Here is a 15,099-nt window from a genome sequence, read left to right as displayed (position 1 = left end):
TTCGCGCGAGCCATTGTGACAGACGGTGTAAAGTTGCCTTTGGTCGTGCTAGTTTAATGTCAATTTTTCGTATGCGTGGGCAAAACGCCTGTCAGAACATAGAGTTGGCGCCACGTTTTAAAGCGGTTTACGAGTTGTAAACCCCTTATTTTTCAGCATTTTTTATAGAGGCACGGGATTACATGGAAATCGGTCTGCGCGAGTGGCTGATCGTCATCGGCATTATTGTCATTGCCGGTATTCTTTTCGATGGCTGGCGTCGCATGCGCGGCGGCAAGGGAAAACTGAAATTCCGTCTTGACCGAAGTTTGTCCAACCTGCCGGACGAGGACACCAGCGCCGAGCTGTTGGGCCCGCCCCGCGTGCTGGACACGCATAAGGAACCGCAACTGGACGAGCATGATCTGCCGTCGGTGAGCATGCCTGCCCGTGAACCGCGTGAATCGGGTTCCAAGCGCGGCAAGCGTGGCCATGGCGAGCCTTCCCAGGGCGACATGAACCTCAGCCTGGACCTGGACGGCGGCCCGAGCTTCAGCAGCCGTGACGACGACTTCCCGGATGACACCAAGTCCTCGCCGTCGGTCAGCGACAAGGAACAACCGCAAGCCGAAGAAGTGCTGGTGATCAGCGTGATCTGCCGTGACGCTGCCGGCTTCAAGGGCCCGGCGTTGTTGCAGAACATTCTGGAGAGCGGTCTGCGTTTCGGCGAAATGGATATTTTCCACCGTCACGAGAGCATGGCCGGCAACGGCGAGGTGTTGTTCTCCATGGCCAATGCGGTCAAGCCGGGCGTCTTCGATCTGGACGACATCGACCACTTCAGCACGCCGGCGGTGAGCTTCTTCCTCGGCCTGCCAGGCCCGCGTCATCCGAAGCAAGCCTTCGACGTGATGGTGGCCGCGGCGCGCAAATTGTCCCAGGAGCTGAACGGCGAACTGAAAGACGACCAGCGCAGCGTGCTGACCGCCCAGACGATCGAGCATTACCGTCAGCGCATCGTCGAATTCGAACGTCGCGCCCTGACTCAGAAGCGTTGATTCAAAAGGTTGTCCCCGCGCCGTGCGCGGGACGATCAGCAAAATAGATTGAGCAGCCTCGGCTGTTCTTTTGCTTTATGAGAGAACACCCATGACCGCCGCCAAAACCCGCATTCTCGAGCTGCGCGCTGAGCTGGATCAGCACAACTACCGTTACCACGTACTAGACGAGCCAAGCGTTCCGGACGTCGAATACGATCGTTTGTTCCATGAACTCAAGGCCCTTGAAGCCGCCCATCCCGAGCTGGTCACCAGCGACTCGCCGACCCAGCGCGTCGGCAGCGCGGCGCTGTCGGCGTTCACCCAGGTACGCCACGAAGTGCCGATGCTCAGCCTCGGCAACGCCTTCGAAGAAAGCGACATGCGCGAGTTCGATCGCCGGGTTACGGAAGGTCTCGACTTGCCGGCCGGCGACCTGTTTGGCGGCGGCGCGGCGGTGGAATACAGCTGCGAACCCAAGCTCGATGGCCTGGCGGTCAGCCTGCTTTATCAGGATGGTATGTTGGTGCGCGGTGCGACGCGCGGCGACGGTACCACCGGCGAAGACATCAGCGTCAACGTGCGCACCGTGCGCAACATCCCGCTGAAGCTGCAGGGAACCGGCTGGCCGGCGACCCTGGAAGTGCGCGGCGAAGTGTTCATGTCCAAGGCCGGTTTCGAGCGCCTGAACGCCACGCAGCTGGAGGTCGGCGGCAAGACCTTCGCCAACCCGCGCAACGCGGCGGCGGGCAGCTTGCGGCAGCTGGATTCGAAGATCACCGCCAACCGTCCGCTGGAGTTCTGCTGCTACGGTATCGGCCAGATTTCGGCGGACATCGCCGATACGCACATCGGTAATCTCAAGCAGCTGCAGACCTGGGGCCTGCCGATCAGTCGCGAGCTGAAACTGGCGCACGGCATTGATGAATGCCTGGATTACTACCGCGACATCGGTGAGCGTCGCAACGGCCTGGCCTATGAAATCGATGGCGTGGTGTTCAAGGTCAACAGCATCGCGTCCCAGCGTGAGCTCGGTTTTCGCGCGCGCGAACCGCGTTGGGCAATTGCCCACAAATTCCCGGCCATGGAAGAGCTCACCGAACTGCTCGACGTCGAATTCCAGGTCGGCCGCACCGGTGCCGTGACGCCCGTGGCGCGCTTGAGGCCGGTCAAGGTCGCCGGTGTCACCGTGGCCAATGCGACGTTGCACAACATGGACGAAGTGGCTCGCCTGGGCCTGATGATCGGCGACACCGTGATCATCCGCCGCGCGGGCGACGTGATTCCGCAAGTGGTGCAAGTGATCATGGATCGCCGCCCGGACGACGCGCGTCCGGTACAGATTCCGCAGCAGTGCCCGGTGTGCGGCTCGCATGTCGAGCGCACGCAACTGGTCAAGCGCAGCAAGGGTCGCGAGACCGTCAGCGAAGGGGCGGTTTACCGCTGTGTCGGTCGTCTGGCCTGCGGTGCGCAACTCAAGCAGGCGATCATTCACTTCGTCTCCCGTCGTGCGATGGACATTGAAGGCCTGGGCGACAAGAGCGTCGAGCAATTGGTCGATGAGGGGCTGGTGAGTTCTCCCGCCGATCTGTATGCCTTGAAGTTCGAGGACATTGTCGATCTCGAAGGCTTTGCCGAGCTGTCGAGCAATAAACTGCTCGCCGCGATCAAGGACAGCAAGACACCGAGCCTGGCACGGTTCATCTATGCCCTCGGGATTCCTGACGTCGGCGAAGAGACGGCCAAGGTCCTGGCGCGCTCTCTCGGCTCGCTGGAGCGGGTTCAGCAGGCGTTGCCGCAAGTGCTCACGTACTTGCCGGATGTCGGCCTGGAAGTGGCTCACGAGATTCACAGCTTCTTTGAAGATGCGCATAACCAGCAGGTTATTGCGAAGTTGCTCGAGCACGGCCTGCAGATTCAGGATCAGGGCGAGCTGGGGGCCGAATTTGCCGCCAGCACGACGCTGGGCGGTTTCCTCGACAAGCTGAACATTCCGTCGGTCGGGCCGGGCGGGGCGCAGAAGCTGGCGGACAAGTTTGGTTCGCTGGAATCGGTCATGAACGCCGATTGGCTGGACATGCGCCAGGCCTTGCCGGAGAAGCAGGCGAATTCGGTTCGAGCGTTTTTCGCGGTTGCTGAAAACCGTCAGATAGCTGAGGCGGCTGAACAGCAGTTGCGTGATTTCGGCATGCATTGGAAGAGCGAGAAAAAAGTCGTCGAAGGCCTGCCGCTGGCTGGGCAGACCTGGGTGCTGACCGGTTCGCTGGAATTGATGAGCCGTGATATTGCCAAGGACAAACTCGAAAGCCTCGGGGCCAAGGTGGCCGGTTCAGTGTCGGCCAAGACCCATTGCGTGGTGGCCGGGCCGGGTGCCGGTTCGAAGTTGGCCAAGGCCAATGAATTGGGACTGAAAGTGCTCGATGAAGAGGCGTTTGTCGATTTCCTGAAAAAACACGGTATACCGATCTGACACTCATCCTGTGGCGAGGGAGCTTGCTCCCGTTCGACTGCGCAGCAGTCGCCAAGACTTCGGGGACCGCTTCGCAGCCGAGCGGGAGCAAGCTCCCTCGCCACAGAAAACGGAACGATCCTCGCTGGGGAATGATCTAGTCTTGGCAAGCCCCAGGGAGAGATCGCCATGTACCGCTTCTTCGAACAGCTCAGCTCACGCATCGCCGCGCCCTTCATGGGTGGAAGTTCGCGCAACAGCAAGGTCTGGCAGTGCCGCTGCGGGCAGTCGCTTTTCTTTCGCAACAGCCAGTGCCTGGCCTGTTCGGCAGCCTTGGGCTATCAGCCGGAGCAGAGTCGCCTGTCCTCGCTGCAGCCGGGTGTGCTGGCGGATACCTGGTTGCTTGACGCCGACCCCGAAGCCGGCCTGTTCCGGCGCTGCGCCAACCTCGATTCCCCGGCGGCGTGTAATTGGCTGCTGGCCGCCAATGACCATGATGCGCTGTGCATCGCCTGTAGCCTGAATCGCACCATCCCTGACCTCTCAATTGCCGAAAACCACGAACGCTGGCGTCAGGTCGAAACCGCCAAGCGGCGTCTGGTCGCGCAGTTGATCAGCCTGGGATTGCAGGTGATTCCCAAAACTGTCGACGAACAGACCGGTCTCGCCTTCGATTTCATCGGTGTCGACCTGGAAGGCAAACCGCCGACCACGGGGCACGCCAATGGCCTGATCACCCTGGATATCAAAGAGGCTGACGACGCCCACCGCGAAAAGGTCCGGGTGCAAATGCACGAGCCTTATCGCACGCTGCTCGGGCATTTTCGTCATGAAGTCGGGCATTACTACTGGGACCGGCTGATCGCCAACAGTCATTGGCTGGAACCGTTCCGCAACCTGTTCGGCGACGAGCGTCTCAGCTACGCCGACGCCCTCGAACGCCATTACCAGCAAGGCGCACCGCTCGACTGGCAGCAGCACTGTGTCAGTGCCTACGCCACCATGCATCCATGGGAAGACTGGGCGGAAACCTGGGCGCATTACCTGCACATGATGGACGCGGTGGACACGGCGCTGGGGTTTGGCATGAGCGCGCGCGAGATGGATTTCGACTACCAGCCATTCCCGCTCGACACGCTCTACGATCCACAGCATCCCGGCGGCGCGGCGTTCCTGTCGTTCGTCAACGCATGGATCGAACTGGCCGGCATGCTCAACGAGCTGTCGCGGAGCATGGGGCAGCCGGATTTCTATCCGTTCGTCCTGCCACCCGCGGTTATCGCCAAACTGCACTTCATCCATCTGGTGATCCAGCAGGAGGGCGGCAGGGCGGATGAGGTGTTGCAAGACCTGTAGCCGCCTGCATTCACTTGCAGCAGCCTCGCAAGCTCGACAGCTGCTACATGACTACGGTGTTCTGCAGACTTTGCATGTCCTTGAACCAGCACATATTTTTTAATCCCCCCGAACGGTTGTAACTTCGTCCCAGATAGGTACAATGGCGCGGCTCGCCGTCAGGTGAGCGTCGTTATGGTGACCCCATCGGTCCCCCCGCAACGATTACCCGTGAACCTGGTCAGATCCGGAAGGAAGCAGCCACAGCGGGAACATTGTGTGCCGGGGTGTGGCTGGTGGGGTTGCCTCCATAACGCACCGCGAGCCCTCTCTCGCGTTTTCTGTCTGAAAATACTTAGTGTGTGTTGCTGCCATGGCCCTTGATCCAGGCGGTTTTTTGTCGTTCCTGATTTTTAGAATGAATATAAAAAAGGAGGCCGATGTGTCGTATCAGACACGTCGGCCTCCTTTTTCATTTCCGCCACTAAGGCTTGGACAAGGCCTGGTCAACCGCTGCGATCAGCTTTCCCAGATCCTTCGGGGTGGCTTTATGGATGACACCGAACAGATACGCCCGCTGTTCATCTTCATCACCCATATCGGCGAAAAAGGCTTTCAGCTTTACGTCCAGCACGTCGGCAAGCAAGAACAAGGCTTCGACGCTGGGGGTATAGGTTCCGGTTTCAAAGCGGCTGATGGTTTTGGGGTCAAAACCGGTTTTTTCGCCGAGTTCAGCCTGAGTAAGCCCCGCGACCTTGCGGTAGCGTCGGATGGCCGGACCCAAACTTGAAATTTGCATCGCTCAATTCCCATTTAGAATCAAGAACTTAACGATAGATTTTCGCATTAGACAACCGCATGATCCATCACCTTGCTTTGCAAAATGTGATGCGTTTCGTAGAATCGCCGCCAATAAGGGGTGATTGGTGATCTGTTTCCAGAAAATGGGCAACGCCAAACCGCCAGCATTGCGCTCCTTTGCCGGCCTTGCACGAGGTTTTTGAGACTAGCCGATCTTCGGTTCTGCGCGGTCATCAAATGCGGGTCATGGAGTGAACACGTGTTTGCGCAGTCCCACCGCTAGCGACAGCGAGCCTGATTCATGGATGAGAAATACCGCAGGGCCGTGGATGCCGCCGCCATTTTTTCCGAGACGGACCTGAGCGGCCGGATCACCCACGTCAATGATCAGTTCTGCGCCGTGTCCGGTTATAGCCGCGACGAGTTGCTCGGGCAGAACCACCGTCTCCTCAACTCCGGCGTGCACACCGCTGATTTCTTCGCCGGTATGTGGCGCACCATCGCGCTGGGCAACGTCTGGAAGGGCGAAATCTGCAATCGCGCCAAGGATGGCAGTCTGTACTGGGTCGAAAGCACCATGGTGCCCGTGCTCAATGACGACACCGGACGGGTCGACCGATACCTGTCGATTCGTTTTGATATCAGCGAAAAACGCCAGTTGTTGCATTCCCTGCAATGGCGGGTCGGGCACGACGTGCTGACCGGGCTGCCCAATCGCGCGTTCCTCTCGGATCTGCTGGATCAGGCGCTGGAGTTCTCCCGAAAGGAAAACATCCCGCTCGCCGTGTGCATGCTCGACCTTGACGGGTTCAAGGCGGTCAACGACGGCTACGGTCACGCCAGTGGCGATCAATTATTGGTTGAAGTGGCCAAGCGTTTGCGCCACATCGTGCGTGGCGAAGATGTCGTGGCGCGGCTGGCCGGCGACGAGTTCGTGCTGGTGTTGCGTTACGTGCGGGATCTGCCGGAGTTGCGCGCGGCGCTGAACCGGGTGCTGGGGGCGATTTCGGCGCCGTATACCTTGCACGGCAAGGACATCAATGTGTTCGCCAGCATCGGCGTTACGCTGTTCCCACTCGACCATGAAGATGCTGAAACCCTGCTGCGTCACGCCGATCAAGCCATGTACGTGGCCAAGCAGCGCGGGCGCAACCGATTCCATCTGTTCGACGTGTCCAGGGATCAGGAGGTCAAGGCCACTCACCAGACGGTCGAACGCGTGCGCCAGGCGCTGGCCGCCGATGAGTTGCGTCTGCATTTCCAGCCCAAGGTCAACATGCGCCTTGGCGTGGTGGTCGGCTTCGAGGCGCTATTGCGCTGGGAACACCCGCAAAACGGCATGGTGCCGGCCAGGGAGTTTTTGCCGTTTGTGGAAGAGACGGACCTGATCGTCGACATCGGTGAATGGGTGATGGATCAGGTGCTGACGCAGTTGCACCACTGGCAGCAGGCGGGGCAGGGCTGGCCGATCAGCATTAATATCGCGGCACGGCATTTTCAGCGCGCGGATTTCGTCGACCGGCTCAGGCACGTCCTCGCCCGGCATGCTGACATTGCGCCGCAGATGCTCGACCTGGAAATCGTCGAGTCGGTGGCGGTCGAGAATATCCAGCACGTGAGCGACTGTTTGCAGGCCTGTCAGGCGCTGGGGGTGCAGTTTTCACTGGGCGACTTCGGCACTGGCTATTCGTCGCTGAGCTACCTCAAGCGATTGCGCACCCAAACCATCAAGATCGATAAGTCGTTTGTGCGTGACATTCTGGACGATCGCGATGATCTGGCGCTGGCCACGGCGGTGATCGGTCTGGCCCGGGCGTTTGGCCGGCAGGTGATTGCTGAAGGACTGCAAAGTATCGAGCACGGTGAGTTGCTGTTGCGACTGGGGTGTGAAGTGGCCCAAGGCTATTTCATCGCCCAGCCAATGCCCCCCGCCGACGTGCCGGGTTGGGTCGCGGGGTTCGTCGCGCCGCCGCAATGGCAAGCGCTGGATCAGGTTGGCTGAAGTTCTGTAATCGACACTTATCCCCTGTAGGAGCGAGCCTGCTCGCGATAGCAATCTGGCAGTCGCCATCAGTGTTGAATGGCAAACCGCTATCGCGAGCAGGCTCGCTCCCACAGGTTTCGTGTTGATCAGAGGATTTGCTTAAAGTGTGCCAGGCCCCGAACCGATATAAAGTCGGATAATGTCATCAATCTCCCCCGACATTTTCATCCGCAGCAACGTGCGCAGTATGCGTTGCACCGGCACCTTGGGGTCGTTGCGCACGTAGCAGCCGACGCTCTGTTCCTCCAGCACCGCCACGCCTTTGAGTTGCTTGTCGGGTAACAGGCGCTGATTGAACCAGTCCAGTGTCCATTGATTGCTCACGGCATAGCGATAGCGCCCGGCGTGGAGTTTTTCCAGCACTTGTTCCTGGTTGCGCGCGTCTTCGCGGCGCAAACGGTCGGCATTGAACAGCGGTTGCAAGGTGGGGTAGGAGTAGCCGAGCACGGTACCGATGGCTTGCCGCGACAAGTTCGCAGGCACCACCAAAGGCAGCGGATCCTGCCGGCTGATCAGCATGTCGCGCTGAAACCAGAGGGGAATGCTCCAGAGGTAGTCGCCGGACTGATTCGGCAGCCAGGACTGCGCGGCATAGCAGCGGATATCGACCTCGCCGTGTTCCATGGCGCTTTGCACCCGCGCCCGGGGCAACACATGAAATTCGGCCGGCAAACCGACCTGGGTCGCCAGGCTGAGCATCACGTCATACAGGATGCCCTGGGTCACTTGCCCGCGTTCCAGTTGCACCATCGGCATCGCCCAACTGTCGGGCACCACAAAACGCAGCGGCGCTTCGGCGGCGGCGACGCTCACACTTATCCACAGCAGTGCCCCCAAGGCAAAACGCATAAACGCTCCGGTACGTCGCAAACCTGAGCCGATAAAAGCCCCCCAAAGTGCATCTTAGCCAGATTAGACGAGCGCACCGGATGCAATTTTGGCCTTGCTCCGCTAGCATTAGCCGCTTCTGTTCCTTCGTTGCGACGGTTTTCGATGAGTTATCAGGTTCTTGCACGTAAATGGCGTCCGCGCTCGTTCCGCGAAATGGTCGGCCAGACCCATGTGCTCAAGGCTCTGATCAATGCCTTGGACAGCCAGCGGCTGCACCACGCCTACCTGTTCACCGGTACGCGCGGGGTCGGCAAGACCACCATCGCACGGATCATCGCCAAATGCCTGAACTGTGAAACAGGTATCACTTCGACGCCGTGCGGCGAGTGTTCGGTGTGCCGCGAAATCGATGAGGGCCGCTTTGTCGACCTGATCGAGATCGACGCCGCGAGCCGGACCAAGGTCGAGGACACCCGCGAGTTGCTCGATAACGTGCAATACGCGCCGAGCCGTGGCCGCTTCAAGGTCTACCTGATCGACGAAGTGCACATGCTCTCCAGCCATTCCTTCAATGCGCTGTTGAAAACCCTTGAAGAGCCGCCACCCTACGTCAAGTTCATCCTGGCGACGACCGACCCGCAGAAACTTCCTGCAACCATTCTGTCGCGGTGCCTGCAGTTCTCTCTCAAGAACATGACCCCGGAGCGTGTGGTCGAGCATTTGACCCACGTCCTGGGCGTCGAGAACGTGCCGTTCGAAGACGACGCACTGTGGCTGCTGGGCCGCGCCGCCGACGGCTCGATGCGTGACGCCATGAGTCTGACCGACCAGGCTATCGCCTTCGGTGAAGGCAAGGTCATGGCTGCCGACGTGCGGGCGATGCTGGGCACGCTCGATCATGGTCAGGTCTACGACGTTCTGCATGCGCTGATCGAAGGCGACGCCAAGGCCTTGCTCGAAGGTGTCCGCCATCTGGCGGAACAAGGCCCGGACTGGAATGGCGTGCTCTCGGAAATTCTCAACGTTCTGCACCGTGTCGCCATCGCCCAGGCGTTGCCTGAAGGCGTCGACAACGGTCATGGCGACCGCGATCGGGTTCTGGCACTGGCCCAGGCCTTGCCGGCCGAAGACGTGCAGTTCTATTACCAGATGGGTCTGATCGGCCGCCGCGACTTGCCGCTGGCGCCGGACCCTCGTGGTGGCTTCGAAATGGTCCTGCTGCGAATGCTCGCGTTCCGACCGGCGGACACCGCGGACGCCCCGAGGCAACCGCTAAAGCCAGTGGGGATCAGCCAGGCCACAGTTGATTCCGCAAATTCAGTGGCTGCCGCGCCGGTGGTGGCACCGGTAGTCGCTGCGGCAGTTGCACCCGTTGCGCCGGCGCCTGAGCCCGTCGCGGCGGCGATTCCTGCCCCAGCGCCTGAACCGGTGGCGCCCGTTGTGGTGGCCGAGCCTGTGGTTGAGCCGGTCGCGGTCGAGGCGGCGGTCGACTTGCCGTGGAATGACCCGGTCGAGCCGGAACCCGTCCAGCAACCCGCCGTCGAGCCGGTCCTGGAAACCGCCAGCGAACAACCTGATCTGCCGCCCATGCCGTTGCCGACGCCGGACAGCGTGGTGCCGGACGCGCCGGAGTGGGCCGCAGCGCCGATCCCGGAACCGTCGGTGGCCGACGTCGATGCCGCCACCCCGGGCGTGGACCTGGATGACGAGCCGCCGCTGGACGAAGACTACATCGAGCCGGACATGGATTCGGCCTACAGCTACCTCGATGAACTGGCCAGTGAACATGCTGCCGAGCCAGCACCGGAACCCGAGCCTGAGCCGGCCGCCATGCCCGCCACCGGCCTGGCCCTGCAATGGCTGGAGCTGTTCCCGAAACTGCCGATCTCTGGTATGACCGGCAGCATCGCCGCCAACTGCACGCTGATCGCCGTCGATGGTGACCACTGGCTGATGCACCTGGACCCGGCCCACAGCGCCTTGTTCAACGCGACCCAGCAACGGCGTCTCAACGATGCGTTGAACCAGTTTCACGGGCGCACCCTGACCCTGAGCATGGAGCTGATCAAGCCGGAGCAGGAAACCCCGGCCCAGGCCGCTTCCCGTCGTCGTGCGAACCGTCAGCGCGAGGCCGAGGAGTCGATTCACGGTGATCCGTTCATCCAGCAAATGATGCAGCAGTTCGGTGCGGTGGTTCGCAACGATACTATTGAACCTGTCGAAGCCCTGGTCAGTCAGGGCTAATAACTGAAGGCGTTTGGCCCCAAGGGCCGGGCGCTGTTTAAATCCAAGTACTTTTGAGGTGATTCCCATGATGAAAGGTGGCATGGCCGGCCTGATGAAGCAGGCACAGCAGATGCAGGAAAAAATGGCCAAGATGCAGGAAGAACTGGCCAACGCTGAAGTCACCGGTAAAGCCGGCGGCGATATGGTCACCGTGGTGATGACCGGTCGTCACGACGTCAAGCGCGTGACCATCGACCCGAGCCTGGTTGAAGGCCTGAGCGAAGACGACAAAGAGATGCTCGAAGCCGTGTTCGCCGCCGCCGTCAACGACGCCGTGCGCAAGATCGAAGCCAACAGCCAGGACAAAATGGGCAGCATGACCGCTGGCATGCAACTGCCACCGGGTATGAAACTGCCGTTCTGATTCGCCAAAGCGCGTCGGATGAGCTACAAAAAAATGCCAGGCATCGCGCCTGGCATTTTTGTTTCTGCCCGTTGGAAACGCGGTGCCTGTGAGGCAGCCTTCGCGGGCAAGCCTCGCTCCTACAGAAGCATCGCTGACCTTTTAGGTGCCGCGAAGAAGTCACCTCGGTCCAACGGACGAAACATCGAACGCCACACCTCCACAACGGTCTGCTCCCTATACCGCCGAAATTCATCGATCACAGGAGACGCTCACATGCCAGACGCATTGACCCTCAACCAACGTATCGTCCTGGCGTCCCGCCCCGTAGGCGCGCCGACACCGGAGAATTTCCGCCTGGAACGGGAAGCACTGCCGGAACTTGCCGAAGGCCAGGTCCTGCTCAAGACTCAATACCTCTCGCTGGACCCCTACATGCGCGGCCGCATGAGTGACGCGCCTTCCTACGCCGCACCGGTGGAAATCGGCGAGGTCATGACCGGAGGCGCTGTCAGCCGCGTCGAGCGCTCGCTGAATCCGAAATTCCACGAAGGCGATCTGGTGGTGGGCGCCACCGGTTGGCAGAGCCACAGCATCAGCGACGGTCGCAACATCATTCCGGTGCCAAGCGGTTTGCCGTCCCCGTCCATGGCCCTGGGTGTGCTGGGCATGCCGGGCATGACTGCGTACATGGGCCTGATGGACATCGGTCAGCCCAAGGCCGGCGAAACCCTGGTGGTCGCGGCTGCCTCGGGCGCGGTGGGGTCGGTGGTCGGCCAAGTGGCGAAGATCAAAGGCCTGCGCGTCGTGGGCGTGGCGGGCGGTGCGGAAAAATGCCGCTACGTGGTGGAGGAATTGGGGTTCGACGCTTGCGTTGACCACAAGAGCCCGAACTTCGCCGATGAACTGGCCCAGGCGTGCCCCGAGGGCATCGATATTTACTACGAGAACGTCGGTGGCAAGGTGTTCGACGCGGTGGTGCCGTTGCTCAATGCCAAGGCGCGGATTCCACTGTGCGGCCTCATCGCTTCCTACAACGCCCACGAAGCGCCGACCGGCCCGGATCGCCTGCCGCAATTGCAACGCACCTTGCTGACCAAGCGCGTGCGCATTCATGGCTTTATCGTGTTCGACGACTACGGTGATCGTCAGCCGGAGTTCGTCAGTGCCATGGCGCCGTGGGTGCGTGACGGCAAGGTCAAGTTCCGCGAAGACGTGGTCGATGGCCTTGAGAATGCGCCTGAGGCCTTCATCGGTCTGCTGGAAGGCCGCAACTTCGGCAAACTGGTGGTGCGGGTTGCCCAGGACTGAATAATTGACGCTAATCAGAGGCGCGGGTATAAACCGCGTCTCGTTGTTTTGTCGGACGTTTCCCCATGAGCTTCAGCCCTTTGATTCGCCAACTGATCGACGCCCTGCGCATTTTGCCGGGTGTCGGTCAGAAAACCGCCCAGCGTATGGCGCTGCAACTGCTTGAGCGTGATCGCAGCGGGGGTTCGCGACTGGCGTCGGCACTGAGCCAGGCCATGGAAGGGGTGGGGCATTGCCGGTTATGCCGCACGCTGACCGAAGACGACCTGTGCCCGCAATGTGCCGATACGCGCCGCGACGACACCTTGCTCTGCGTGGTGGAGGGGCCGATGGACGTCTACGCCGTGGAGCAGACCGGGTTCCGGGGTCGCTACTTTGTGCTCAAGGGCCATCTCTCGCCGCTCGACGGCCTGGGGCCGGAGGCCATTGGCATTCCGCAGCTGTTGGCGCGGATTGAAGAGGCGGGCTCCTTTACTGAAGTCATCCTGGCCACCAACCCGACCGTGGAAGGTGAGGCGACGGCGCATTACATCGCGCAGTTGTTGAGTAACAAAGGCCTGGTCGCTTCGCGTATTGCCCATGGCGTGCCGTTGGGTGGCGAGCTGGAACTGGTGGATGGCGGGACGTTGGCGCATTCGTTTGCCGGGCGTAAGCCGATAGCCTTGTAGTATTTGAACCGACGCCATCGCCAGCAAGCCAAGCGCCTCGGTCCATCAGATTCACAACAATCCTGTTGAAAACCAAGCAAGCGCTCGGTTAACTTCGCTGAACCTTCAGTGGAGTTCGCCGATGCCTGCCTTTCAGGAATACTTCGATCCCAGCCACCAATTGGTCCGCGACAGCGTCAGACGTTTCGTCGAGCGCGAGATTCTTCCGGACATCGATCAGTGGGAAGAAGCGGAAAGCTTTCCCCGCGAGCTCTATCTCAAGGCCGGTGCGGCGGGCATCCTCGGGATCGGCTATCCCGACTCCCTGGGCGGCAGTCACGAAGGCGATCTGTTTGCCAAGGTCGCGGCCAGCGAAGAGTTGATGCGTTGTGGCTCCGGCGGTCTGGTGGCCGGCCTCGGTTCGCTGGACATCGGACTGCCGCCGATTCTCAAGTGGGCCCGCCCCGAAATTCGTGATCGTGTGGTGCCGCAAGTGCTGGCCGGCGAGAAGATCAGCGCGCTGGCGGTCACCGAGCCCAGCGGCGGCTCCGATGTGGCCAACCTGCAAACCCGCGCTGTGCGTGACGGCGACTTTTACCGGGTCAGCGGCAGCAAAACCTTTATCACCAGTGGTGTGCGCGCGGATTTCTACACCGTGGCGGTGCGCACCGGTGAGCCGGGTTTTGGTGGCATCAGTCTGCTGCTGATCGAAAAAGGTACACCCGGTTTCACCGTCGGCCGGCAGTTGAAGAAGATGGGCTGGTGGGCGTCGGACACGGCCGAATTGTTCTTCGATGATTGCCGGGTGCCTGTGGGAAATCTGATTGGCGCCGAGAACATGGGCTTCGCCTGCATCATGGGCAACTTCCAGAGCGAACGCCTGGCCTTGGCGCTGATGGCCAACATGACGGCGCAGCTGGCGCTGGAGGAAAGCCTGAAATGGGCGCGTCAGCGCGAAGCCTTTGGCAAACCCATCGGCAAGTTCCAGGTACTCAAGCATCGCCTTGCGGAAATGGCCACGGCGTTGGAGGTGTCGCGCGAGTTCACTTACCGTCAGGCGGCGAAGATGGCAGCGGGGCAGAGCGTGATCAAGGAGATTTCCATGGCCAAGAACTTCGCGACCGACACGGCAGACCGGATTACCACGGATGCGGTGCAGATTTTGGGTGGTTTGGGGTATATGCGCGAGAGCCTGGTGGAGCGGCTGTATCGGGATAACCGGATTCTGTCGATCGGCGGCGGGACGCGGGAAGTGATGAACGAGATCATCAGCAAGCAGATGGGGCTTTAATCGGCGATGTAGCGGCTGACGCCATCGCGAGCAGGCTCGCTCCCACAGGGGACTTGTGAACGCCGCAAATCCAATGTAGGAGCGAGGCTTGCCCGCGAAGGCGTCAGTGAGAACGCCGCCTTACTTCTCGCTCAACGCAAACTGCGTCAGGCAAAACGTAGGAATTCCCTGCTCTTCCAGCCGCTGCGACCCACCCAGCTCCGGCAGATCAATGATTGCCGCCGCTTCATGAATCCGCGCGCCCATGCGCCGAATCAGGTTCGCCGCCGCAATCAGCGTACCGCCGGTGGCGATCAAATCATCAAACATCACCACCGAGTCGCCTTCGCACAAGCTGTCGGCGTGCACTTCGAGAAAGGCTTCGCCGTATTCGGTCGCATAACCTTCGGCCAACACGTCGGCCGGCAGTTTGCCTTGCTTGCGGAACAGCACCAACGGCTTGTTCAGCTGATAGGCCAGGACCGAGCCGATCAGGAAGCCGCGCGCATCCATCGCACCGATGTGCGTGAAGTCCGCCTCGACATAACGGTGGGCAAAGCTGTCCATCACCAGGCGCAGGGCCGTAGGCGACTGGAACAACGGGGTGATGTCACGAAAGATCACGCCCGGCTTGGGGAAGTCGATCACGGGGCGGATCAGGGATTTGATGTCGAAGGATTCGATGAGCATCGTCGAGGTGTCCTGGCAGGCTGCAAACGTCGCAGTATAACGGCGGCTGAACCGTTTCGCTCAGCCGCAATTATCT

At 60.8% G+C, this 15,099-nt stretch carries 12 protein-coding genes and 1 other RNA gene; 10 read left to right on the top strand and 3 right to left on the bottom strand.

Annotated features, from left to right (window positions below; all coding sequences use genetic code 11):
* Positions 1–182: 182 nt before the first annotated feature.
* The 4 genes from zipA (at position 183) to ffs (ending at position 5,102) form a co-directional block, all read left to right on the top strand.
* Positions 183–1,037: a cell division protein ZipA gene (gene zipA, locus FBY01_RS02235; RefSeq protein ID WP_010456461.1), complete on the top strand. Its 855-nt coding sequence runs from the start codon at positions 183–185 to the stop codon at positions 1,035–1,037.
* A gap of 91 nt (positions 1,038–1,128) precedes the next feature.
* Complete coding sequence (ligA, locus tag FBY01_RS02230) at positions 1,129–3,486, top strand: NAD-dependent DNA ligase LigA (protein ID WP_145305918.1); 2,358 nt, start codon at positions 1,129–1,131, stop codon at positions 3,484–3,486.
* A gap of 168 nt (positions 3,487–3,654) precedes the next feature.
* Positions 3,655–4,821 carry a putative zinc-binding metallopeptidase gene (locus FBY01_RS02225; protein ID WP_145305920.1) on the top strand — a complete coding sequence of 389 codons (1,167 nt, stop codon included), beginning with the start codon at positions 3,655–3,657 and terminating at the stop codon, positions 4,819–4,821.
* 184 nt (positions 4,822–5,005) lie between these two features.
* Positions 5,006–5,102, top strand: an RNA gene (ffs, locus tag FBY01_RS02220) — signal recognition particle sRNA small type.
* Between the two features lie 182 nt (positions 5,103–5,284).
* Here the strand turns inward: ffs and FBY01_RS02215 are convergent.
* Positions 5,285–5,599 (bottom strand): helix-turn-helix domain-containing protein, encoded by a 315-nt coding sequence (locus FBY01_RS02215; protein WP_010456454.1) that lies wholly within the window; start codon positions 5,597–5,599, stop codon positions 5,285–5,287.
* A 303-nt stretch (positions 5,600–5,902) separates the two neighbouring features.
* Here FBY01_RS02215 and FBY01_RS02210 point away from each other — a divergent pair, with 303 nt between their 5' ends.
* Positions 5,903–7,603, top strand: coding sequence for a bifunctional diguanylate cyclase/phosphodiesterase (locus tag FBY01_RS02210; RefSeq protein WP_145305922.1), 1,701 nt, complete (start codon positions 5,903–5,905; stop codon positions 7,601–7,603).
* Positions 7,604–7,744: 141 nt separating this feature from the next.
* Here FBY01_RS02210 and FBY01_RS02205 read toward each other — a convergent pair whose 3' ends face one another.
* Positions 7,745–8,494: an ABC transporter substrate-binding protein gene (locus FBY01_RS02205; RefSeq protein ID WP_145305924.1), complete on the bottom strand. Its 750-nt coding sequence runs from the start codon at positions 8,492–8,494 to the stop codon at positions 7,745–7,747.
* A 144-nt stretch (positions 8,495–8,638) separates the two neighbouring features.
* On the opposite strand from FBY01_RS02205, the gene dnaX reads away from it, so the two are divergent.
* From dnaX to FBY01_RS02180, 5 genes are all read left to right on the top strand, one after another.
* Complete coding sequence (gene dnaX, locus FBY01_RS02200) at positions 8,639–10,720, top strand: DNA polymerase III subunit gamma/tau (protein ID WP_077748209.1); 2,082 nt, start codon at positions 8,639–8,641, stop codon at positions 10,718–10,720.
* A gap of 67 nt (positions 10,721–10,787) precedes the next feature.
* Positions 10,788–11,126, top strand: a complete 339-nt coding sequence (locus FBY01_RS02195) for a YbaB/EbfC family nucleoid-associated protein (RefSeq protein WP_007933349.1) — start codon at positions 10,788–10,790, stop codon at positions 11,124–11,126.
* A gap of 255 nt (positions 11,127–11,381) precedes the next feature.
* A complete protein-coding gene (locus tag FBY01_RS02190) occupies positions 11,382–12,416 on the top strand; it encodes an NADP-dependent oxidoreductase (RefSeq protein ID WP_145305926.1) in 1,035 nt (344 codons plus the stop codon).
* A 65-nt stretch (positions 12,417–12,481) separates the two neighbouring features.
* Positions 12,482–13,084: a recombination mediator RecR gene (gene recR, locus FBY01_RS02185; RefSeq protein WP_010456436.1), complete on the top strand. Its 603-nt coding sequence runs from the start codon at positions 12,482–12,484 to the stop codon at positions 13,082–13,084.
* 121 nt (positions 13,085–13,205) lie between these two features.
* Positions 13,206–14,354, top strand: coding sequence for an acyl-CoA dehydrogenase family protein (locus tag FBY01_RS02180; protein WP_010456435.1), 1,149 nt, complete (start codon positions 13,206–13,208; stop codon positions 14,352–14,354).
* Positions 14,355–14,474: 120 nt separating this feature from the next.
* On the opposite strand, the gene FBY01_RS02175 is transcribed toward FBY01_RS02180, so the two are convergent.
* The gene (locus FBY01_RS02175) at positions 14,475–15,023 is read right to left on the bottom strand and encodes an adenine phosphoribosyltransferase (protein ID WP_077748211.1); all 549 of its coding nucleotides are present in this window, start codon (positions 15,021–15,023) and stop codon (positions 14,475–14,477) included.
* Between the last annotated feature and the right edge of the window lie 76 nt (positions 15,024–15,099).

The organism is Pseudomonas sp. SJZ077 (assembly GCF_007993905.1).
GTDB lineage: Bacteria > Pseudomonadota > Gammaproteobacteria > Pseudomonadales > Pseudomonadaceae > Aquipseudomonas > Aquipseudomonas mandelii.
This window is presented reverse-complemented; position numbering and strand designations above follow the sequence as displayed.